Source organism: Sorangiineae bacterium MSr11954, from assembly GCA_037157815.1.
Classification (GTDB): Bacteria; Myxococcota_A; Polyangia; order Polyangiales; family Polyangiaceae; genus Pendulispora; species Pendulispora albinea.
In genome coordinates this window covers 911,541-933,505 of sequence record CP089984.1, presented here as the reverse complement: position 1 = coordinate 933,505, position 21,965 = coordinate 911,541, and the positions used below count along the sequence as shown (strand labels likewise).

The following is a 21,965-nucleotide window of genomic DNA, read 5'->3' as shown; positions in this document are numbered from 1 at the left end:
TGGGCAGGGCCATAATGGCGCCCTTACCGGAGAGGTGACCCATGGCGACGGACGCAGCGCGGTTTCAATCGTTCGAGGACTTCTGGCCTTATTACGTCGGAGAGCACCGCGATCCGCTCTGTCGCGCGCTTCACTATGCGGGGACCAGCATGGCCATCGGCACGATCGCCGCCGCGGCGCTTACCTTGAATCCGCTGTGGCTGGTGGCGACGCCGATCGTCGGCTACGGGCCGGCGTGGGTGGCGCACTTTTTCATCGAGAAGAATCGCCCCGCGACCTTCACGTATCCGCTCTGGTCGTTGCGGGGCGATGTCAAGATGCTCGGCCTCGCCTTGCGCGGAAAAATGGCGGACGAGGCGGCGCGTCTGGAACACGTGTATTCTGCATACAAACGCGACGAGGTCGCCGCGGCGGCCTAGTCGGGGCGGGAGCGAGGTGGGAGGCGGCGCGGCGATCGGCGGCGGGGGGCGCGAAGCATGGCGGCGCATCCGACGAACAGCGCGAGCGCGCCGCCCCAGGAGCTCGCGTCGAGCCCCGAATCGGGGCCGATGCTGCAGCCTCCGTCGGAGGACGATGAAGCGCCGGCGCGGGGATCGGGATCGGGGCCCGCCGCGTCGGGTTTGGGGTTGGTGGAGCCCGAGTCGCGCGGCGGCGATGAGTCGGGCATCGCGGCGTCGCCGGGGGTCGATGCGTCCGGCGACGATGCGTCTGGCGACGATGCATCCCGTGACGATCCATCCGGCGACGATGCGTCCGTAGGCGCTCCGGCGTCGCCGGGCGCGGAGGCGTCGGGTGCCGAAGCGTCGGGTGCGCCGGTGCCGCCGTCGGGCGGGCAGAGGCCCACGGTGGGATCGTCGTCGCGGCAGTCGCCGAATCGCGTCGAATAACCCGGCGCGGAGCCGCACCACGAGGCGAGCACCGACGTTTCGACGCCAAGGCCGTCGCCATCGGCATCGACGTAGAGCTTATCGGAGAACGACGGCAGATACTCCACCGCCGCGGCCACGGACCTTTTGGCGTATGGCCCGATCACGAGCCGGTACGTCTCGTTCTCGTCCAAACGGGTATATACGCGCACCCAGGTGAGCGAATCGGGGACCGAGCAGCTGCTCACCGCGTGCTCGAAGCGCAGCGGGAGCTCGTTGTCGGCCGAATCCAAAATACGAAGCGGGTATTTTTCGTTCGTATATACGGCGAACGGGCCAGTGGCCGGCGGCTGGTAGAGAACGGCGCCCGTATTGCTGCCGGGGTTGCCCGGTAAATCGATGGTGTAATACGTGTGCGGCGTGCTCACCTCCGCGAAGGTGGCGCCGGGATAGACGTTCGCCGCCACCTTGGCGAAGGGCCCATGGGCGCCGTGCAGGCACGTATGCGCCGTGGCCGAGGGGCCGACCGTCTGGCAATTGGCGGGCGCCTCGTCGGCGAACGCCGGATTCGATAGGGCGAAAGCGGTCAGCAGCGTCGCGGCGAAGATGGAGAATCGTCGGTTCATCAGGACTCCGTCGAGTCGGGGCGAAGGAGGATCCAGGCGGCGGACACGGTGCCGTCGGCCTCCACGACCGGCGGCGTTTGCACCCTTCCGCCGTGCGGCGCCGCGTCCTCGCGAATCGAGCGAAACGCGGCGGCCGCGGACTCGTAGCTTTTGCGGTCGGCGAAGGACATCCGCACTTCGCACCCCGCGCGGTAGCATTGCACGCTGCGCCAATCGACCCGGCGCGCGGGATCGGCGGGCAGCGCCTCGTTCCATTTGCCGTAGACGTCGCGCGCCACCGACGTCCAGGGCTCGCGGCTCTCGCCGGAGCGCCGCAGCGCATCGAGCATCGCGTCGTGGCGGGCCTCGGGCGACGCAAAATCGCCGCGGATGGCTTGGATGACGGGCAAACGCAGCTCGCGCGCCACCTCCAGCTTGCTCTTCGCAGGCTCGGGCTCCCGTTCGAGCGCGCGGAGCTCGCCCGCCGATTCGTCGTCGGCCACGTTCGGGGCCTCCGCCTGCGCGGGTGGCTCGGAGCCGCGCGCCCCTTCCGCCTCGTGCACCGCCGCTTCGCCTTCTTCCCCTGCTGCGGACGGGCTCGAAGGGTGGGCCGAATCGGCGAGCGTGGTGTGCGCAGACGCATGCGTACTCCCGCGTCCTACGCCGAAGACCGCGAGCGCGGCCAATGCGGCGAGCGAGGCGAGCGCGATAGGTGCCGCGAAGATCAGAAGGGGCGCGCGTTTCATGGTTCTTGGCTCCTCAGGTCACCGATTCAGGTGTCGTCGCTACCGTTGCAATTGCTGTCGATCCCATCGCCGGGTGTCTCGGTGGCGGCGGGGTTGATGGCGGCGTTGCCGTCGTTGCAGTCGCCGCCGCGGTTCACCGTGTACCCGGCGGGCGGCACGCACGCGGTGAGCACCGACGGCGTGGGCGCGCCGAACGTGTCGCCGTCTTGGTCCTTGTACCAGCGGCGCCTCTGCGGAGAGATCTCCTCGAGGAGCACATTGACCGAGCTGGCCTGTGCCGACTCCAAGGTGATCGTGTACGGCGCCCCCGAGGTGGACAGCGCGAACACGCCGTAGTTCGTCAGGTACGCGCACGAGAGCGCTCCGTCGAGCTGCGAGGACACGGTCTGCCCCGTTTTGTCCTTCACGGTGATCGTCGCGCCGGGCCTGACATAGATGGCGTAATCGTCGGTGGTGGACGGCGTGAACTTGGCCGTGCCCACGCAGGGCGCGCTGGCGTCCTCGAAGGTCACCGTATAATAGGTGTGAACGGCGTCGAACTTCGGGGTCGCCCCCGGGAAGGTCGGGCTGGCCGAAGCCGTCACGTTGGCGAAGGGTCCCAGCGCGCCGTGCTGGCACGAGTGGTCGTTGATCCCGTCCCCCAGGGCCGTGCATCCCTGGGGCAAGGTCTGCGCGCCGACCCCCGGCTCCCCGGAGATCTCGGCGCGCAAGCCGTCACCCGGCGCGGGATCGCCCGCGGCGCTGCACCCCGCCACGCCGACGACGAACGCACCGAACGCGAACACCATGCCCCCGAGCGCCCGCGCGCGCGTCACTTTGCCGCTCCTTCGTGGCCGTGACCGTGGCAGGTCGCGTCCTCGATCTCGAGATCCGCCGTGGTCTTCGCCGTGCGATCGCCGCTCTTGGTGACGCGCAGCTCGAAGCGATCGGCCTCGGCGCGGGCCCCGGCCGAGAGACCGTTGTCGCAATATTCGAAGACGTAGCGCTTCCCCTTCTCGATTTGCTCCGGCGTGCTCGGGAAGCACACGTCCGCGCCGCCGCGGTAATAGCAGCGAACCGCCCTGGCGCCCGCTTTGGCGAACGAGAGCCGCGCCCAGTGGTTGCCGGCGTTGCCCGAGATCACCGGGATCTCGGACGGCACGTCGAACGGGATCGGGTGCTCCAGCTGGCTCTTGCCGTCGGTGCGCGAGTAGGGTGAGTGGGTCACCGACGCCTCGAGATCGGCGCCCTCGCACGAGTGGCACCCTCCCGCGCCCAACGACTCGACGATCACGCGCACCGAGGCATCGACCGCGGGACCGAAGACGAGCCGGTACGTCTCCGTCTCGAGCAACGAGAAGACGGTGACATGATTGAGAAGCGCGCACGCCGTCGCGGGGACGTCGGCCTCGTTGTCCTTCGCCACCGCGTTGCCCGCGGAGTCGAAGATGGCGACGGGGACGTTCGGCGCCGTGAAGAAGCCGAATTTACCGCTCACCGCCGGCTGATAAAGGACCGCACCGTGGTACTGCCCCGCGGTACCCGGCAAGGTCACCGTGTGGGACGTGTGCGGGGCATTGACGTCGTTGAAAACGTTGCCCGGATAGACCTGGGCCGTCGTGCTGGCGAACGGGCCATCGCTCGCGTGATGGCACGAATGCTCGACGACCCCGTCGTCCACGACGCACTGCCCCGCGTCGTCGTCGAGCGCTTGCCGTTTCGATGCCGTCCCTTCCAGACCGGCCCCGCCCGACCCCGACGAGCAGCTCGCCAGGGCCACCAGGGCAAAGGGGCCGACCGCACCTACGACTCTCAGCAGATTCATTACGAAAGCTCCTTCGAGACTCGCGGACCTGTTCCGCAAATTGCATCGCTAATTTACATGCAATTTAATTGCAATAAGCATTTGATCGCACAAGCAACACGCATACTCCAACGCTTCGTCCATCGAAGAAGCTTCGATCCGTCGATCCAAGCCATCGGACCGACATTGAGCTACACTGGTCGGACGTATGAATTCCGTCCCCCACCCCTGTGCGATGGCCGCGCTCCACGCAGAGCGCCCGGGCCGTATCTTGCTGGTCGCAGCGCATCCCGACGACGAGACCATCGGCCTGGGCGCCACCCTCGGCAGCCTGATCGCGGCCGGCTGGCGCGCCCATGTGCTCCATGTCACCGATGGAGCGCCGCACGATCCGAAGCTGCGCTTCGCCTTGCAGCACCGCTCGCGGGAGGAGGCCTCGGCCATTCGCCGGGTCGAGCTCGAGAACGCGCTACGCGCGGGCGGGGTGGAGCCCGATGGGGTCCTCTTGCCGTCAATGGGCATCGCGGATCAAGAAGCTTCCCTGGCGATGCCCGCCATCGCCCGCGCCCTCGCCGAGCAGATCACGACGCTGGGCGCGAATGTGGTCATCACGCATCCGTACGAGGGCGGCCACCCGGACCACGATGCGACCGCCCTCGCCGTGCACGGCGCCGCCGCCTTGCTCGCCGCGCAAAAGGCGGCCCCCACCCTGGCGGAGATGAGCTCGTACCACACGCGTGAAGGTTCGCTCATCACGGCCACCTTCCGCACGGACGCGCCCTTGCGCGGGCCCGCACCCCCCGTGCGCTGCACGGAGGCGCGAGGCGGAGAGCTCGACGACGGCGCCCGCGCCCGCAAGCGCCGCATGCTCGACGCCTTTACGACGCAAGTCGAGATCCTCCGCCCTTTCGGCACCGACGCCGAGCCCCTCCGATGCGCCCCGCGCTACGACTTCTCCCGCCCGCCGCATGCGGGCCCGCTCCACTACGAGAGCTTACCCTTCGACTGGACGGGCGCCCGCTGGCGCGAGCTCGCCCGCCGCGCGATCGCGGAGCTTGGCCTCGTGTGAGCCGTCCGACGCGCGTGAGACGTCCGACTCATGAGAGCCGTGCGGCTCGCGCAGCCTAGCCCGGCTCGAATCGAAGCAGCGCGCAAGAAACGGCTCGGCATAAGACACGAACTCCTCCGCGTGATCCTCGTGGCAGAACAGCTTCGCCCCGCGGATCTCGCGGAGCTCCGCGCCGCCCGCGAACTGCCCCAAGGTGCGCTTGGCCTTCGCCAGCGGAAAGAACGGATCGTCCGTCCCCCACACGAGCAAGGCCGGCGCGTCGATGCGCGCATGCACCTCGCCGAGCCGATCGATCACGCTGAAGTCGAGCCGCTGCGCCAGGCGCAGCTGCGCGGCCATCACCTCGCTCGACCCGAGCATGGGCGCGATGAAGAGCTCCGTGAACTCCCCCTCCAAGCTGCGGCGCGCATCGGTGAAGCAGCCCCCGAACCCGAGCGCCGAGCGCCGGAAGAGGCGCGCGCCCAAGAGCGCCTGAAAGACGGCCGCGGCCCCGGGCAAGTTGGCGGACATGGCATACGCCTCGACCAGCCACGAGCGATGCCCCGGGATCTCCGTGTTGCCGAGCACGAGCCCCGTCACCCGCGGATCGCCCGCGGCCGCGAGGCGCGCCGCCACGCCGCCGCTGTCGTGGGACACGTACGCAAAGCGCTCGAGCCCGAGCGCATCGACCACCGCGCGCACGGCCTCGCCGTATTCCACCAAGCCCACGGGCGCGTCGGGCTCCGACTGCGAGCGCCCGATACCCGGCAGATCGAACAGATGGCACGTGTACGAGCGCGCGAGCGCCGCCGCCACGTCGCGATAGGTGCCCGCGTGCAAGGGCCATCCGTGGACGAAGACCAGATCCGGCCCGCGCCCGAAGCGCCAATGGGCGATTCGGCTATGCCCGATATCGATGAAGTCGTGAGGCTCCCGCCGCAGCGCCGCGCGGACCTCGCTGGGATCGCTCGTCATATTTCACCTCGTGCAAACGTTGGCTCGAAGGTGCCCCTGCCGCGTCCCGCGAGCAATTACCCACCGAGGTAAGCGACCGCGCTTCGCGGGCACGCTACCGTAGGGATCATGCGATCCGAAGCGGGCCTCTTTTCCGCGGTGCTCCGACATTGGCGATCCCGCCACGGCTGGAGCCAGCTCGATCTGGCCCTCGCGGCCAACGTCTCCGCGCGCCACATCAGCTTCCTCGAAACGGGACGCGCGCAGCCGAGCCGCGAGATGGTCCTTCGTCTGGGCGAGACCTTCGACCTCTCACTGCGCGACCGCAACGCCATGCTTCGCGCCGCCGGGTTCGAGCACGCCTTCGACGAGCCGGCCTTCGACGGCGGCCTCCCTCCCCCGCTCGCCCACGCCCTCGAGCGCATGTGCGCGCAGCAGGAGCCGTATCCGCTGATCGTCCTCAACCGCCACTACGACGTGCTCCACACGAACCAAAGCGCGGCGCGCATGTTCCTGCACGTCATGAAGCAGCTCCCCACGAGCGTAAACATGATGCGCCTCTTGTTCGACCCGGCCGTCCGCGACCTGGTGGTGGACTGGGAGCGCGTCGCGCGCGAGCTCCTCTCCCGCCTCCACCGCGAGCTCTTGAACCGCCCCAACGACGCGGGCCTGGCCACGTTGCTGCAATCGCTCCTCGCGCTGCCCGAGGTACCCAAGGAGTGGCGGCAGCCCGATCTCTCCACCTCCAGCGAGCCGACCTTGATCTTCCGCGTTCGCTACCAGGACCTGGAGCTGGCCTTCCTCACCACCGTCACCATCTTCAACGCCCCTCAAAACGTGCTCCTCGATGAGATCGTCATCGAGAGCTACTTCCCGTTCGACGACCCGACGAAGGAGGCCTGCATCCGCCTCGCGCGCGCATAGCACGAGGAACGCGCGCCCGAGGCCGCTCCGCTGCTATCGTGGCGCCCTGCCGATGCCGAAGAACCCTCGATTTTGGATCATCTCCGGAGCCCTCCTCGTGGGCGGCGCCTTTCTCTACGTGCAGCTCCACGCCCGAAAGAACGGCGCAGCGCCCGGCGAGACCACGGCGCAAGGCTCGCCCAAAGCCCCCGCGGCCCCGGGCGAGCACCCCGAGATGCGCGAGGGGCGGGGTCTCGATTCCTTCGTCAAACCGTTCATCGGCACCGGCGGCGAGGGGCACACGTACCCGGGCGCCACCGTGCCCTTCGGCATGGTGCAATTGAGCCCCGAGACCGACGTTCGCTATTTCAAAGAGAGCTTCCGCTGGGCGGCCGGATACCGTTACAGCGATAAAACCATCTTGGGCTTCTCCCATACGCACTTCAGCGGAACCGGCCACTCCGATCTGGGCGACGTGCTGCTCATGCCCACCGTGGGCCCTCTGCAGCTCGAGCCGGGAACCCCCGACGATCCCGACAGCGGATACCGCTCCCGCTTCTCGCACGAGGACGAGAGCGCGAGCCCCGGCTACTACGCGGTGCTGCTCAAAGACCCGCAAGTCAAGGTCGAGCTCACGGCCACCAACCGGGTCGGCATGCACCGCTACACGTTCCCCCAGAGCGAGCAGTCGCACATCGTTCTGGATCTGGTGAGCAGCATTTACAATTACGACGGGAAGGTCCTCCTCTCGCAGCTGCGCGTGGAGAGCCCCACCGTGGTCACCGGATTCCGGCAGACGCGCGGCTGGGCGAAGAACCGCGGGCTCTATTTCGCCATCGAGTTCTCCAAGCCGTTCAAGGGCTATGGCATCGAAAGCGGGGCCGACGAGGAGTACAAAGGATTCGGCAAATCCGGAAAGCTTTTGCAGAATTATCCGGAGGCCTCGGGCAAGAAGCTCAAAGCCTATTTCGACTTCGACACGGCGGCGGGGGAGACCATCCAGCTCAAGGTCGCCATCTCCTCCGTCGGAATCGACGGGGCGCTCGCGAATTTGCGCGCCGAGATCCCCGATTGGAACTTCGACGCCGTCCGCCGCGCCGCGCGCGAGAGCTGGTCCCGCGAGCTCGCCAAGGTGGACGTCGACGGCGAGGAGAAGAAGAAGAACATCTTCTACACCTCGCTCTACCACACCATGCTCGCCCCCGTGACCTACATGGACGTGGACGGCCGTTACCGCGGCCTCGATCAATCCATTCATAAAGTGGATGGATTCACGAATTATCATATCTTTTCGTTATGGGACACGTTCCGCGCGCTGCACCCGTTGTTCACCATCCTGCAGCCCGAGCGCGACGGCGACATGATCCGCTCGATGCTCGCCCACCGCGAGCAGAGCGTGCACCACATCCTCCCGATATGGTCCTTCGGGTCGAACGAGACATGGTGCATGATCGGCTATCACGCCGTCCCCGTCATCGCCGACGCGTATTTGAAGGGCATTCGAAGCTTCGATCCGCAGGCGGCGTTCGAGGCCATGAAGAGCAGCGCCAGCTACGCCGCCTACGGGGGCCTGGGCGACTACATGAAGTACGGCTATGTGCCCATCGATCGCGAGAAAGAGGGCGCCTCCAAGACGTTGGAGTACGCGTACGACGATTGGACCATCGCGGCCATGGCCAAGGGCCTGGGGCGCACGGAGGACGGGCAGGAGTTCGGGAAACGCGCGGCATATTTCCGCCATGTCTTCGATACGTCCACCGGCTTCATGCGCGCCAAGAAGAGCGACGGGCGCTTCCGCGAGCCCTTCGATCCGGTCTATGCCCAATACGGCAGCGACTACACGGAGGGGAACGCGCTCCAATATTCGTTCTTCGTCCCCCACGACGTGCAGGGGCTCATCGAGCTGATGGGCGGCCGCGAACGCTTTTTGGAGCGGCTCGACCAGCTCTTCACCATGAAGGTCAGCGACGAGAAGTTCAAGCAGGTGGAGGACATCTCCGGCCTGATCGGCCAATATGCCCACGGCAACGAGCCGAGCCAGCACATTGCGTACCTCTATTCCTACGCGGGTCAGCCCTGGCGCACGCAGGAGCGCATCCATCAAATCATGACCACGCTCTTCGACGATACGCCGGAGGGGATCAGCGGCAACGAAGACTGCGGCCAAATGTCGGCCTGGTACATTTTCAGCGCGCTCGGGTTCTACCCCGTGTGCCCCGGCACCCTCGAGTACGTGATCGGCACGCCGACCTTCCCGCGCGCCACCCTGAACCTGGCCGGCGGCAAGACCTTCACGGTGCTGGCCGACAACGTCTCCGACACGAACATCTATGTGCAGTCGGTCACCTTGAACGATCAGAAGTACGATAAATCGTATTTGCGGCACGAGGACATCATGAAGGGTGGAACCCTGCACTTCGTCATGGGGCCGCACCCCAATCGCGAGTGGGCCATCGCGCCGGCGAGCGCTCCTTATTCGATGAGTCGCTGAAATGACGAATCACCAGCTCGGGCTCAGCGGCCTGCTGCTCGCCTCGGTGGCGCTCGTTGCCTGTCAGCCCGCGTGGTCGATGCCGCCGGCGGTCGCGCGGCTCGAGGACTTGGTTCGAATTCCGTCGGGGACCGCGAACATCGCGGGGGTCGATGCGGTTCAGGAGCGGGTCGCGAACGACTTGAGAAAGCTTGGCTTCACGATTCAATGGATCGCCAATCCTCGGGGCGAGCGAGCCTCGGGCAAGCTCCTCGTCGCGACCCTGCGGGGGACGGATGCGCGCTTCGTGACATTGGTCACCCACGCGGATACGGTCTTCGAGAGCCCCGGGAAGTTCGAAATCTCCGGCGACTCCAAGGTGGCGCGCGGCCCCGGTGTCATCGACGCCAAGGGTGGAACCGTCGTGGCGCTCCTCGGCTTGGAGAGGTTCCTCGCGAAGACCAAGCCGCGCTTATCCATTCGCTTCGTCTCCTCCCCCAGCGAAGAGACGGGATCGGCGGGGTTCTTGGACGACTTTCGCCGGTTCGCGCGCGATAGTGCGATGGTCCTCGGGTTCGAGCCGGCCCTGGCTCCTCACGGAAATGGATCGAGCGTTATTTGCAAATCGTGAAGGCCATCGAGCATGCGGAGGTGCGGGCCGATAAATCCAATGGCGCCGCGGATCTGAACTACTTCAGCGCCCCGAATGCGATCGTCCTCGATGGCTTGGGCGCCCGGGGTGGAAAGATGCACACCAGCGAGGAGTTCGTGCATCTGGACTCGCTGGAGAGCCGCGCGCGCGCGTTGCGTGAGCTCTTGGGGCTGGCCGACAAGGACTTGTGAAGGAAGGATTGTGCCTCGCCGCGGCGCGAGCGCGCCTCGTGGCGCAGAAACGACCCGCGCCGCCTGCGCGCTTTTGCCTTGACGCGCACCGGGGAAGTGATGCAAGTGAAAATCGTTTTCACTTTGTCCCAAGGACCCCATGCGACGCTTCTCCCCTCGCGCAGCCTCGTGGGCCGGCGCACTCTCGGCGATCCCCTTTGCCCTGTCCGCGTTCATCGCATGCAGCGGAGAGAGCACCCTGACCCATTCCCCCACGCCACCGGACTCCGACGCGGGCGGCCCCGATCCGGCCCCCATTTCCGATGCAGGCGCGCGCGACGCGCGGCCCGAGCAGGACGCCGCCGCATGGAAGCCGCCCATCGCATGTGGAACGGAGCTCCCGGGGCCCGCGCTGCCGCCCAATCTCACGGAGGCCGAACCGGGCTACGCGCAGGAGCTCGAGGCGACCGACGCGGCAGGGGTCCCCGATCCCGTCGACTACAGCGGGCAGTCCAAGTTGATTCGCGGGGTCGTGCACTACATGTTCCAGGAGCCGGCGAGCGAGCCTTCGGTTCTTTCGCACGACCGCGCGCAGGCGACCGAGAACGAGAACATGGGGCGCGCGTTCTTGGCGGCGGCGGCGCGCGGTCGCGACGGAGGGCTCAGCGTCCCCTTTTTGCGGCGCGGACTCTATTATCATTACGCCTGCAGCCGCCCGCTGCCCGCCTCCCTCGACCAGCTGCGGGAGCGCTATGGCGACTACCGCACCTGGCGCGTCGAAACGATGGCGTGCGCCAAGCCGAAAAATGGCCCGCGCCGCATTTACAAAAACTCCGACAAGGGCGTCTTCGTTTCGGAGACGTTGGTCGGCGACGGCGGCATCCGCGAGACCGAGGTGATCTTCACCAAGCTGCGCGACGACGGACAGCTCGACTTCGCCGTCTACACCGCCGACGGGCAGCTCACCGATCGCAGCTCCTTCGCGACCAACGGCGGCGGCACGGTGACCGCGGCCGCCCCGTACATCTGCATGTCGTGCCACCTCGACGCCACCAGCGGAGGCTTCACCAACCTCCGCCCCACCGGCACCGGCGCCGGCTGCAAAGACCGCGACGCGGGCCCCTGACCATCCTCGATTGGCCCCGAAGCTCCGTTACGGAAGTCGAAAGTCGCGCACCACGCCCATATGCTGCATGTTGACGGCGGCGCTATCCCCCGCTTGCACGGGCGAGACGGCCGCGAGCGGCGTAAAGACGCGCGAGTCGAACACCAACCCGCCGCCGAACGACGCGCTGCCCACTTGAACGGGGGTCCCGAGCGCGTTCAATTTGCCGTTGGCCAGCACCCAGTCGTACGGCTTGTTCCGGTTCGCGTTGGTGTTGCCGTTGCCCGAAGCATCCTGCGGATACGGGCCCGCCGTCACGAACACCGCGCCCAGCTTGGTGATGCACTCCTCCGTACGGCTGCTCGTGTTGAAGTCGCCGGCGAGGGCCACGTAGTCGCTGGACGGAACGTTCTGATTGATGAACGACACCAGCGCCGAGGCTTCGGTGGCCCGCGTCGCCGCGCTCGACGTCAAGAGGTGAACGCTGATGGCCCACAGATCCGGGGTCCCCGGAATATCGAGCCGCGCCCACGCGAATTCACGGTTGCTCGACTGCGGATCTTCCCACGTGCCCGAGGCGCGAATGGGGTAGCGGCTCACGATGCCATTGGGGATCTGCTTGCCGCCGCCCTCGCGAAAGTACGTGAACGAGGTGCCGAAGGCCGTATCGACGAAGCTTCGGAGGTCCGCCGCCGAGTTGGAGCCGTAGTTGAACTCCTGAAGCATCGCGACATCGGGCTTGAGCCCTTCGAGGATGCGGATCCCCTCGCCCGGCGTGTACGACTGGGCGTTCCCGCTGGTGAGGTTCGCCGCCATGATGCGGATCCGCGTGGCCGCCGCGCGGGTCTCGAGCGGCGCTTCCTCCCCGCTCGGGAAGGCGCGATCGGCCGGACCGCACCCCTCGTCCCCGCAGGTCGCGGCGCGATCGGCCGCACAGCCGAGGGCGCCGCCCAGCAGCATCAGCCCGAGGATGGCGCCTATGTATTTTTCCACCATTTTCGTGCGCACCACCCTTGTTCGGTCCGTTAGCATGCCGAAACCGTGAACCATTCTCGAAGCAGCTTCAACGACAACCTGCGAACCGACTTTTAAAGTTTCACGCCCGACACATGGAGCCGGCCCAAGCCCCCCCGCGACGCGCGTTTTCCTTGCTGTTGGCGGCTCTCCTCACCGGTACCTCGCCGGCGGCCGCCGCGCCCTTGCGGCATGTCGTGCGCGTGGAGCTGCAAGGTGGCGAGGGCGTTTCCAGCGACGTGCTCCTCGACTTGCTGCCCCGCCGCGCCCCCGCGGACTACACCGACGAGGAGCTCGCCGAGTACCAAAGGCGCTTGAACAACCTGGGCATCTTCGATCACGTCTCCGTCGATCTCGCGAATGGCGTGCTCGCCGTTCGCGTTCGCAAGAAGTTCACGCTCACCCCGTCCATCGATTTTTCGACCGGCCGCACCCTGGCCGACACGTACCTCATGCTCGGCGCCGACCAATACAATACCTTCGGGCGCGCCGCCGATTTGGGTGGATATGGCAGTTACTCCGAGCGCGCCCCCAACGTGGAGCTCTGGTACTTCGAGCACGCCTACGATCCGCATCGGATGTCGCCGTTCATCGGCGCCAATTATTTCACGTCCAGCCTCCGCTTCGATCAATCGGACACCGGGTGGATGCGGCGCCGCGCCGGAGGCTACGGCGGGTTCAATCTCCCGTTCGGATATGGATCGTCGCTCCGATTCCAGATTGGCGTCTCCGTTTACCACGAGAGCTATTTCGATATCGAAGGCCCGGCGGCGCCCTCCGACGGTGTGTATATCGGCCAATGGCTGGAGGCCGCGTGGGACAAGTTCACGTTTCGCGATCTGGCCGCGAGCGGCTATCGGATCACCTTGACCGCGTACCCGGGCGCGCTGATCGGCCCCGCGCAAGCGCGGCACAAAATGCGGCTTCGTTATCTGCAAGGGATCGCGCTCTCGGACACCACGGTCATCATGTTTCAAGGGGTGGGCGACGTCTTTACGTCGGGCAATCCCAATTGGAGCGCGCTCGTAGGGAGCGTGGCCGGCGTGCGCGGGCTGGAGGATGCGTACTACCGCAACACGGTGCAAGGCGTGGCCAATGTCGAGCTACGCCAGGCGTGGCGGTTTGCGGAGCGCTGGGCCCTGCAAGGCGTCCTCTTTGCGGATGGCGCAACCTTTCGCAGCATGGATGAGCGGGGTCACCCGGGCGGTTGGACCTATGCGCTCAGCACGGGCGTTGGTGCCCGTTTGATACCCACGTTCCTGACGAGCCTCGTGCTTCGGGTGGATTCCGCGTGGTTGCATGAGCCGGAATCGACGTGGCTGCTGCAAACGGGGCTCAATCAATATTTTTGAGCCCGAGCCCGCTGTTTGGACGGTGTGGGAGCGAGCAGGGCGAAGCGGGATAGCGGGTCCGTGCATCGTAGGAGGGTCGCAATTCGATGGGCCAAATCGTGAATGTGCATTTTCTTACGGACCCGGCCATTGCAGTATGGCCTCAGCCACTTAGGATTTCATCGTGCGGGGGCGTTGGCTAACGTTAAGTCCGCTGTTCACCACCCTGGCTATGGCCACCCTGGTCATGGGTGCGGCAGCTTGCTCGTCGTCCGAGAGGGATGACGCGCGCACCGAGCTCGAGCCGGGGGCCGGGCAGACGGCCTCGCCCATCATCAACGGTGTGAGGGACACCACGCGCGACGCCGTGGTCAGCATCTACAGCGAGGAGGGAAAAAAGGCCCTCCTCTGCACGGGGACCATCGTGCAGGTCGACCCCGTGAGGAAGATCGGCCTGGTGCTCACGGCGGGGCACTGCGTGGCGCTCACCCCAAAATACGTTTACGTGGGGGACGACTTTCGCGCGCGCGCCACGCTCCGCTACAAGGTCGTCGATTGGCAGAAGCACCCGCTCTACGACGGGGGGATCACCTCGTCGTACGACTTCGCGTTCCTGCGCTTCGCGGGCGCCGACGAGTCCACGCCAACCATGCCGATCCTTTCGCCCGAGCAAGACAAGCTCGGCCCCGACTCGGTGGTGACCTTGGTCGGCTTCGGCCGAACGGCGGCGCCGCCGGCCTCGAGCGACAACACCACGCGCCAGAAGATCGACCGAGCCTTGTCCGATGCCGATGCCACCAAGCTCACCTACCCCATCGCGAGCGGCGGCATTTGCAACGGCGACAGCGGCGGACCCGCCCTGACGGTCGTGGATGGAACCGAGTACATCGCGGGGGTTCACTCGTACGTGACCGGCAATTGCGATGGCAACGGGGTGAGCGGGCGCATCTCGGCCGCGCCCGCGCATGACTGGGTCGAGAGCGCGCTGGCCGAGGCCTCGCCGCCGGCGTCGTGCGAGCTTTGCGATCTGGCCGCCTCGTCCGGCAGCGGGGTCTGCCGAAGGATGGAGCAGTCGTGCCTGGCCGACGCGAGCTGCGGCAACTTCGCGCGCTGCGTGACCAACTGCGCCGACGACCTTTGCCGCGCCGCGTGCCAGCAGAAATATCCGCTGGGGGTCGGCCCCTTCAACGCCGTGCAGCAGTGCGCGTGCCGCACCGCTTGCACCGGCGTGTGCCAAGGCTCCTCGCACTGCGCGGGCACCCCCAAGTGCGGGGTGGCGCCGGCCGCCGGGAACGGCTGCGGAACGTGCACCGAGTCCGCCTGCTGCGCGGAGCTCGCGGACTGCGCGGCCGATGGAACGTGTTACGACTGCCTCCAGAAGCAAGATCAGGGGGAGGCGTGCGCCGCCAACACCAAGCGCGTCGCCTTGGCCGCGTGCCGCGAGCGCTCCTGCGCCACCAGCTGCGACGACGAAAACGCCGAGTGGGCGGACACCACCAGCGGCCAAGTCAGCAGCGGGTTCGCACCGCTGGGTCGCATCTCCGTGACGCGCGGATGCACGACGTCTCCCACATTGCCACCTTTTTCGTCGCGAACGGGCGCCCTCGCCGCGCTGGCCGCCGCGGGATTGTTACTTCGAAGACGACGCCGCGTGCGATGATTCGCACGCAAAGATGGGCCGCCCTTCACGTTGGACCTTCACCCTCGCGCAGTTTCTGACACCGGCGGCGCTCGCCTTTACCTGCGGATGCGGCGGCGGTGCAGCGAATCGGCCGCCCGCCGATACCGAAGTGCGGGCCGCCACGCCAAACGACGCCGGGGCGACACCGTCCGCGCCGGCGAGCGCGCGGCGCGTGGTGGTGAGCATCGTGGTCGATCAATTCGCGGCGTGGATCGCGAGCGAGCGCTTGCCGCTCTTGCCCGAGAGCGGAGGCTTTGCGCGCCTCCGGCGCGAGGGCACATGGGTCAAACAGCTTCGTTATGCGCACGCGGTCACCGACACGGCGCCCGGGCACTCGGCGCTCTACACCGGCGCGACCCCGCGTGAATCGGGCATTTTCTCCAACGAGACGGCCGATGCTTCCGGCGCGCGCATCAGCATCCTCACCGATGCGAGCTCACGCATCGTCGCGGGGGACGGGCCGGGCAAGTCGCCCTCGTCATCCAGCGCCCGCCTCAAGGTCGACACGGTGGCCGACGCGTTTCGCGCGGCGAGACCCGATGCGCTCATCGTGAGCGTCTCGCTCAAGGATCGCGGCGCCATCTTTGGCGGCGGGCGACGCCCCACCGCGTCGTTGTGGTACGACGCGGGCTCGGATCGCATGGTCACGTCGAGCGCGTTCGCGGAGACGTTCCCGGAGTGGGCCAAAAAGTGGACCTCGCGCGAGGCCATGAGCGCCATCCGCGCCAGCCGCTGGGAGCCCCTCGACGCGGAGTGGATCCGCGCGCACGCGGCCTCCCCCGACGCGCAACCCGGCGAGGGAAACCCGCCGGGGTTCGGCGCCGTCTTTCCGCACGATCCTTCGCAAGCGAAGCCGCCCGCCATGGGCATTCGCCTCTCGCCCCAGACCGACCAGGCGCTCATCCGCCTGGGGCTGACCGCGCTCGACGCCGAGAACGCGCGAGGCCGCGATACGCTATTGGCCGTTTCGTTTTCGACACCCGACTACGTGGGCCACGTATTCGGCCCCGACTCGTGGGAGGCGTGGGACGAGCTGCGAAGGCTGGACGGCGCCCTCGCGCAATTTTTCAAAGAGCTCGATACGCGATTTGGCCCCGACGGCTATGCGGTGGTCCTGGCCGCCGACCATGGCACCGCGCCTTTGCCGGAGCTCAAGGCCGAAGCGCGCCCATGGTGCCGCGCGGGCGCCGGCCCCGACCCTTGGGAGCGCCCGTGCAAAGGCGGCGAGCGGCTCCTGTCCGACGATCTGGCGCGCGAGCTCGGCGCGGCCGCGCAAAAGGCGCTGGGCGAAGGCGGATGGATCCTGGGGGTCGCCGACCCTTACGTGGTCCTCACGGACAAGGGGCGCGCGCTGATCGCATCCACGGCGGCCGCCGAGAAGGCGCGCGCGGCCAAGCTCTCCGAGGTGATTCGGAAGACCCTGCTTGCGCACCCCGGGGTGCTCTCGGTGCGCGGCAAAGCCGAAGGGATCGCGGCCGCGGGCAAGGGCGGGGACGATGAGCTCATCGCCAACTCCATCTCGGACGACGCCGGCGATTATTTCATCGCGACCCGCCCGGGCAGCTTCTTCGATCCGCTGTACACACCGGGATTCGGCTCCAGCCATGGAACCACCAACCTGTACGATCGCACGGTGCCGCTGCTGGTGCGCGCGCCCAAGCGCGTTCCGGCCGGGGCGGTGCAGACGGCACCCGTGCCGTTCGGTGCCTTCGCGCACACCTTGGCCGATCTGCTTGGCGTGCCTGCGCCCCCTGCAGCTCGCAACGCGCCGACCTTGGCCGAAAAAGCGCCGTAAACAGCCCTGAGCAAATAGCCAGCCCGCGATCACGATGCGTCTTGGAGAAGCGGGCGCTCCTTGGCTACGATTGGGGCTTAGGATTCATCACGACGTTCGTTTGCTGCGAGAGACATGACGCAAGACCTTCCCAACGACATTCCCCGCTTCGAGGGGATGCTCGTCGGCGGAAAATATGTCGTTTTACGCTTCATCGGCTCCGGCGGGATGGGAACCGTGTGGCTCGGCACGCATCGCACCCTCGGCACCCGGGTGGCGATCAAATTCATCCGCGAAGAGCACGCCGCCCACGTGGATTCACGGCGTCGGTTCGAGATCGAAGCGCGCGCGGCCGCGAAACTCCAGAGCCAGAACGCGGTCCATATCTACGACTATGGAGTGACGGCGGAGGGGCTTCCCTACATCGTCATGGAGTATCTCGAGGGAGAATCGCTCTCCGAGCTGATCATTCGCAAGGGCGCGCTCTCGCCGCGCGAGGCGGCGCACATCATTCGGCACGCGGCGCGCGCGCTGGAGCGTGCACACGCCGTCGGAATCGTTCATCGCGATCTCAAGCCAGACAATATTTTTTTGGCGACGAACGGCGAAGCCTCGGCCCACGGCGAATATCCGTACACCGTCAAATTGGTCGATTTCGGAATTGCCAAGATTTTCCAAGAGCCCATTCGCAGCGATCGCGCGCCGCTCCCCATGGGCGGACCCACGCAAGAAGGGGCGGTCATCGGCACACCGAACTTCATGAGCCCGGAGCAGCTCACCTCGGGCGGCTCGCCCGGGGCCCTCACCGACTTGTGGTCGCTGGGCGCGAGCACCTTCGCGGCGCTCACGGCGCGCATCCCCTTCGAGGGCGATGTGCTCGGCGATATCGTGCTCAAGGTGTGCGCGGCGCCCATGCCCGTGCCGTCGGAGGTCAACCCCAACGTTCCACCGGGGTTCGATGGGTGGTTCGCGCGCGCCTGTGCGCGCGATCCGCAGCGGCGGTTTCAGACCGCCGCCGAGCTCTCCCAGGCGCTCGACCGCGTGTGCGGCGTCCATGCGACCAGCACGTCGTCGGACGAAAACGTGCAATATGCACTCAAACCGGCGACCCCCGAAGCGCTCGCTGCGCTGGCCGAGCTCGACGAGCCGCGATCCATGTCGCCCCGAACCGCCCTGCTCGCCGGGCTGGTGCTTGGCGTTGCCGTGATGATTGGCGTGGTCGGGTTTCTGGCCTACCGCGATAAGGTGGCGAGCGAGACCGAGCAAATGCGCGCGCCAAATGGCGCGCTGGATGCGGGCGCGGCGCGATAGGAGCGGGGGCGCGGGATCGGCCGGACGCGGCTCGGTGCCGGGTTTGCGCGAGTGGTCCACCTCGGGTGGCGTAATTGGTTCTGGTGAACGGGGCGCCGAGACTGCAAAGAAGGCGCATGTCCGAAACGGAAGCCCAAAAGAAGCCGCGCTTTTCCTTTCTCTTCGAGATCCCCCCCGCGCCCGCCGAGGAGGCGCACCGTCATTTTCTCGGCAAGCTGGCCTTCGAAACGGATCCGGCCGACGTCCACCTCGACGTCACGCGTGAGACCCCCGGCCTCGCCGTCGTCGACGTGCGCAGCGCCGCCGCGTTCGAGGACATGCACATCCCGGGCTCGCTCAACCTCCCCGGCCGTTCGATCACCGAGACATCGGCCGCCGCCCTGAGGGGCAAGCTCGTCGTCGTGTACTGCTGGAGCATCTCGTGCAACGGGTCCACCCGCGCCGCGGCGAGGTTGAGCGGTCTGGGCATCCAAGTCAAAGAGATGATCGGTGGCCTCGATGCTTGGCTGCGCGAAGGGTATCCCGTCGAGGGCGCGCTGCCGAAGGACGTGAGCTTCGACGACTATTCCCGCTGGCACCACGCGGGCAACACGGGCCGCTTCGAGCGACGGCCATGAGCGGGGCGCGGATCGCGTTCGTGACGTGCGCGAAGTGGCCGGCCATCGCCGACGACGATGCGGTCGCGGCCGCGGTGCTGGGGGAGCTGGACGCCACCGTGGTGGCCGCGGTCTGGAGCGATCCGAACGTCGTGTGGAGCGACTTCGACGCCGTCGTGCTCCGTTCGACGTGGGACTACTTCGAGCGGCTTCCAGAGTTTCTCGACTGGCTGAATCGGATGGAGGCGGCCGAGGTCCGCGTCTGGAATCCGGTCCCCACCGTGCGCTGGAACCTCGACAAACGTTATCTGCTGGAGCTCGCCGCGCGCGACATCGCCATCATCCCCACCGAGCGCCTCGAGCGCGGCCAGCGCACCTCGCTCGAAGAGGTGCTCCGCCGCCGAGGGTGGACGCGCGCCGTGGTGAAACCGGCGGTATCCGCCGGCTCATTTCGAACCTTCCGCACCTCGATCGCCGAGGCGGCGAGCGCGCCAGGCACGGCGCACCACGAGGACGCCTTTCAACGGCTGTTGGCCGAGTGCGACGTGCTCGTACAGCCCTTCATCGACGAGATCGTCGACGCGGGCGAATGGTCGTTCGTCTTCTTCGACGGCACGTTTTCCCATGCGCTCATCAAACGCACGCACCCCGAAGACTTTCGCACCCAGCCTCAATTCGGCGCCGTGCACACGCGCACCGAGCCCCCGGCGCACCTCTTGGAGCGAGCGCGCGCCGCCATGGAATCGCTGGGCGAGCGCTGCCTCTACGCGCGCGTGGATGGCGTCGTCGTCCGCGAGCGGTTTCACGTGATGGAGCTGGAGCTCATCGAACCCTGCCTCTACTTGGACGGCGATCGCGCGGCCGCCGCCCGCTTCGCCCGCGCCATTCTGGCACGCATGCGCTAAACTCGCGCCGCGATGCACGGTCGCGGAAGGAAGTGAGTGTGGCGCGAAGGCAGACGTCTCCCCTCGTCACCATCGTGCGAACCTTGGGGGACGATCCGGCCATCCACCGCCGCATCGCCGATGCGCTGCGCACGGCCATCGCGCAGGGAACCTTGCAGGGCGGCGCACGGCTGCCATCCACCCGCACCTTGGCGAGCGATCTCGGCGTGTCGCGGACCACGGTGGAGGCCGCCTTTGCCCAGCTCGACGCCGAGGGGCTCCTCGTTCGCCGCGTGGGGAGCGGGACCTTCGTCTCGGAGACCGGCTTGGAGCGCGAGAGCGCACCGCGCCCTGCGCCTGCGCCAGCCGGCGCCCGCACGCCGACCGCCGCGCCCAAGCTCTCCCAGCGCGGCCACCACCTCGTGGCCTACGGCCGCGCGACCGCGGCGACCTCCGCGCGCACCTTCGCGCCCTGCGTCTCGAACCTGGACGCGTTCCCCTTCGCCGTCTGGAACCGGCTCCTCGGCGCGCGGGCGCGACGCTCGAGCGCGGCGCTTTCGGCCGCCATCGAGCCTGCCGGCTTGCGCGCCCTGCGCGAGGCGGTGGCCGATTACGTGGGCAGCAGCCGCGGCGTACGCTGCACCTACGAGAACGTGCTCATCGCCACCAGCACGCAACACGTGCTCGATCTCTCTGCGCGCGTGCTGCTCGATCCAGGCGATCGCGTGTGGCTCGAAGATCCGGGCTACCTCGGGGCGCGCAGCGCGTTTGCGGCGGCGGGCGCGCGGTTGGTTCCGGTGCCGGTCGACGCGCGCGGGCTCTCCGTCTCCGAGGGCATCGCGCGCGCGCCCGACGCGCGGCTCGCGTACGTGACGCCCTCGTACCAGTACCCGCTCGGCATCACCATGAGCCTCGAACGCCGCACCGAGCTGCTCGCTTGGGCGGCCGCCGCCGGCGCGTGGATCTTCGAGGACGACTACGACAGCGAGTTTCGCTTCTCGGGGCAGCCGCTCGCCGCCATCAAAGGGACCGACGCGCACGACCACGTGCTCTATGCGGGCACCTTCAACAAGGTGATGTTCCCGTCCCTGCGCCTCGCGTACCTGGTTGCGCCGGTGGACATCATCGACGCGCTGGTCATCGCCCGCAGCCTGAGCGACGGCCCCGTAGCCGCCTTGACCCAAGCCACCATGGCCGACTTCATGACCGAGGGCCATTTCGCGGCGCACATCCGGAGCACGCGGACCTTCTGCGAAGAGCGGCGCGATGCCTTGGTCGACAGCGTCGCGCGGGAGCTCGCCGGAGCCGTGTCGATCGCGCGCACCGAGACGGGGATGCACTGCGTTGGCTGGCTCCCGCAAGGCACCGACGATGCCGTCGTGAGCCAGCGCGCCAGCACACGAGGGCTCGATATGCCGCCCCTCTCCCGCTACTTTTTGGGCCGCGACGATCGCGAGCCTTACGAGCCGCGCGATCGTCGCGCGCTTCACGAGGGTGACGGCCGCACCGCGCCGGCGGTACCCACCGCGAAGCCCGGCCTCGTGATGAGTTACTGCGCGGCCACCCCGGCCGAAATACGGTCGGGGATACGCACCCTCGCGCGCTGCCTCGGATGAATGCCGAGTGACTACGCGGCTTCCACCAGTCGCTTTCTCAAAGAGACCCGCATCGTGTCGAAGCTGGGGGCTTCCAATCCGCGCGCTCGCCGGAGAAGGAAGAAGGCATGGTGCACTTCTGCCTCATCGGGCGAAATACTCGCTGAGCCATCGAGCTTGTTGCGGTCCGTTGCAACGGCAACGGCTGCTTCGAGCTCGTCCCCTTTTGCGGCGTCGAGATACGCGCGCGCTTCGTCGAGGGTCAATGTGTCGAGCGTGCTGATGGTGGGGACTTTCATCCATTCACCTGGGTGACCGTGCGAACGATGTTCGCGCGGGTTGAGGATCCCTTGAGGATCGGTTTCCGTGACACGAACCGCCCTGCGCTCGAGTTCTCGCAAACTCGATGCCGAACGGAGCATTGGCATGGCCTTCTCACGGGGAGCGCGGGAATGGCCCCCAAAGCCCCGCGCTACC

General features: G+C 67.4%; 21 protein-coding genes. 14 read left to right on the top strand and 7 right to left on the bottom strand.

The window, feature by feature from the left end; all coding sequences use genetic code 11:
- Nucleotides 1-41 precede the first annotated feature (41 nt).
- A complete protein-coding gene (locus LZC94_03840; protein ID WXB16413.1) occupies nucleotides 42-419 on the top strand; it encodes a DUF962 domain-containing protein in 378 nt (125 codons plus the stop codon).
- On the opposite strand, the gene LZC94_03835 is transcribed toward LZC94_03840, so the two are convergent.
- The 4 genes from LZC94_03835 to LZC94_03820 are packed head-to-tail and all read right to left on the bottom strand — an operon-like array spanning nucleotide 416 to nucleotide 4,021.
- On the bottom strand, nucleotides 416-1,492 hold the full coding sequence (locus tag LZC94_03835; protein WXB20385.1) for a hypothetical protein: 1,077 nt from the start codon (nucleotides 1,490-1,492) through the stop codon (nucleotides 416-418). The genes LZC94_03840 and LZC94_03835 overlap by 4 nt on opposite strands.
- Nucleotides 1,492-2,217 (bottom strand): hypothetical protein, encoded by a 726-nt coding sequence (locus LZC94_03830; protein ID WXB16412.1) that lies wholly within the window; start codon nucleotides 2,215-2,217, stop codon nucleotides 1,492-1,494. The genes LZC94_03835 and LZC94_03830 overlap by 1 nt, the downstream gene beginning before the upstream one ends.
- A 26-nt stretch (nucleotides 2,218-2,243) precedes the next feature.
- Entirely contained in the window at nucleotides 2,244-3,032 is a 789-nt protein-coding gene (locus LZC94_03825; GenBank protein WXB16411.1) for a putative metal-binding motif-containing protein, read from the bottom strand.
- Complete coding sequence (locus LZC94_03820; protein ID WXB16410.1) at nucleotides 3,029-4,021, bottom strand: hypothetical protein; 993 nt, start codon at nucleotides 4,019-4,021, stop codon at nucleotides 3,029-3,031. The genes LZC94_03825 and LZC94_03820 overlap by 4 nt, the downstream gene beginning before the upstream one ends.
- Before the next feature lie 187 nt (nucleotides 4,022-4,208).
- Here LZC94_03820 and LZC94_03815 point away from each other — a divergent pair, with 187 nt between their 5' ends.
- Nucleotides 4,209-5,069, top strand: a complete 861-nt coding sequence (locus tag LZC94_03815; GenBank protein WXB16409.1) for a PIG-L family deacetylase — start codon at nucleotides 4,209-4,211, stop codon at nucleotides 5,067-5,069.
- Here the strand turns inward: LZC94_03815 and LZC94_03810 are convergent.
- Nucleotides 4,995-6,023 (bottom strand): alpha/beta hydrolase, encoded by a 1,029-nt coding sequence (locus LZC94_03810; GenBank protein WXB16408.1) that lies wholly within the window; start codon nucleotides 6,021-6,023, stop codon nucleotides 4,995-4,997. The two genes, LZC94_03815 and LZC94_03810, sit on opposite strands and share 75 nt — an antisense overlap.
- Before the next feature lie 108 nt (nucleotides 6,024-6,131).
- On the opposite strand from LZC94_03810, the gene LZC94_03805 reads away from it, so the two are divergent.
- The 5 genes from LZC94_03805 to LZC94_03785 all read left to right on the top strand — a co-directional run bounded on the left by LZC94_03805 (nucleotide 6,132) and on the right by LZC94_03785 (nucleotide 11,323).
- Nucleotides 6,132-6,926: a helix-turn-helix transcriptional regulator gene (locus LZC94_03805; GenBank protein ID WXB16407.1), complete on the top strand. Its 795-nt coding sequence runs from the start codon at nucleotides 6,132-6,134 to the stop codon at nucleotides 6,924-6,926.
- Between the two features lie 52 nt (nucleotides 6,927-6,978).
- Nucleotides 6,979-9,396 (top strand): GH92 family glycosyl hydrolase, encoded by a 2,418-nt coding sequence (locus LZC94_03800; GenBank protein WXB16406.1) that lies wholly within the window; start codon nucleotides 6,979-6,981, stop codon nucleotides 9,394-9,396.
- A 1-nt stretch (nucleotide 9,397) separates the two neighbouring features.
- Nucleotides 9,398-10,006, top strand: coding sequence for a M20/M25/M40 family metallo-hydrolase (locus LZC94_03795; GenBank protein ID WXB16405.1), 609 nt, complete (start codon nucleotides 9,398-9,400; stop codon nucleotides 10,004-10,006).
- Complete coding sequence (locus tag LZC94_03790) at nucleotides 10,003-10,218, top strand: hypothetical protein (protein ID WXB16404.1); 216 nt, start codon at nucleotides 10,003-10,005, stop codon at nucleotides 10,216-10,218. The genes LZC94_03795 and LZC94_03790 overlap by 4 nt, the downstream gene beginning before the upstream one ends.
- A 139-nt stretch (nucleotides 10,219-10,357) precedes the next feature.
- The gene (locus LZC94_03785) at nucleotides 10,358-11,323 is read left to right on the top strand and encodes a hypothetical protein (protein ID WXB16403.1); all 966 of its coding nucleotides are present in this window, start codon (nucleotides 10,358-10,360) and stop codon (nucleotides 11,321-11,323) included.
- A gap of 27 nt (nucleotides 11,324-11,350) precedes the next feature.
- Here LZC94_03785 and LZC94_03780 read toward each other — a convergent pair whose 3' ends face one another.
- Entirely contained in the window at nucleotides 11,351-12,313 is a 963-nt protein-coding gene (locus LZC94_03780) for an endonuclease/exonuclease/phosphatase family protein (GenBank protein ID WXB16402.1), read from the bottom strand.
- A 137-nt stretch (nucleotides 12,314-12,450) separates the two neighbouring features.
- On the opposite strand from LZC94_03780, the gene LZC94_03775 reads away from it, so the two are divergent.
- The 7 genes from LZC94_03775 to LZC94_03745 all read left to right on the top strand — a co-directional run bounded on the left by LZC94_03775 (nucleotide 12,451) and on the right by LZC94_03745 (nucleotide 21,509).
- Entirely contained in the window at nucleotides 12,451-13,668 is a 1,218-nt protein-coding gene (locus LZC94_03775; protein WXB16401.1) for a hypothetical protein, read from the top strand.
- Nucleotides 13,669-13,879: 211 nt separating this feature from the next.
- Nucleotides 13,880-15,307 (top strand): S1 family peptidase, encoded by a 1,428-nt coding sequence (locus LZC94_03770; GenBank protein WXB16400.1) that lies wholly within the window; start codon nucleotides 13,880-13,882, stop codon nucleotides 15,305-15,307.
- Between the two features lie 13 nt (nucleotides 15,308-15,320).
- The gene (locus tag LZC94_03765; protein WXB16399.1) at nucleotides 15,321-17,123 is read left to right on the top strand and encodes an alkaline phosphatase family protein; all 1,803 of its coding nucleotides are present in this window, start codon (nucleotides 15,321-15,323) and stop codon (nucleotides 17,121-17,123) included.
- Nucleotides 17,124-17,237: 114 nt separating this feature from the next.
- Nucleotides 17,238-18,413 carry a serine/threonine protein kinase gene (locus tag LZC94_03760; protein WXB16398.1) on the top strand — a complete coding sequence of 392 codons (1,176 nt, stop codon included), beginning with the start codon at nucleotides 17,238-17,240 and terminating at the stop codon, nucleotides 18,411-18,413.
- 116 nt (nucleotides 18,414-18,529) lie between these two features.
- Nucleotides 18,530-19,030: a rhodanese-like domain-containing protein gene (locus LZC94_03755; protein WXB16397.1), complete on the top strand. Its 501-nt coding sequence runs from the start codon at nucleotides 18,530-18,532 to the stop codon at nucleotides 19,028-19,030.
- Entirely contained in the window at nucleotides 19,027-19,914 is an 888-nt protein-coding gene (locus tag LZC94_03750) for a hypothetical protein (GenBank protein WXB16396.1), read from the top strand. The genes LZC94_03755 and LZC94_03750 overlap by 4 nt, the downstream gene beginning before the upstream one ends.
- 38 nt (nucleotides 19,915-19,952) lie before the next feature.
- Nucleotides 19,953-21,509 (top strand): PLP-dependent aminotransferase family protein, encoded by a 1,557-nt coding sequence (locus LZC94_03745; protein WXB16395.1) that lies wholly within the window; start codon nucleotides 19,953-19,955, stop codon nucleotides 21,507-21,509.
- A gap of 11 nt (nucleotides 21,510-21,520) precedes the next feature.
- On the opposite strand, the gene LZC94_03740 is transcribed toward LZC94_03745, so the two are convergent.
- A complete protein-coding gene (locus tag LZC94_03740; GenBank protein ID WXB16394.1) occupies nucleotides 21,521-21,787 on the bottom strand; it encodes a hypothetical protein in 267 nt (88 codons plus the stop codon).
- Nucleotides 21,788-21,965 lie beyond the last annotated feature (178 nt).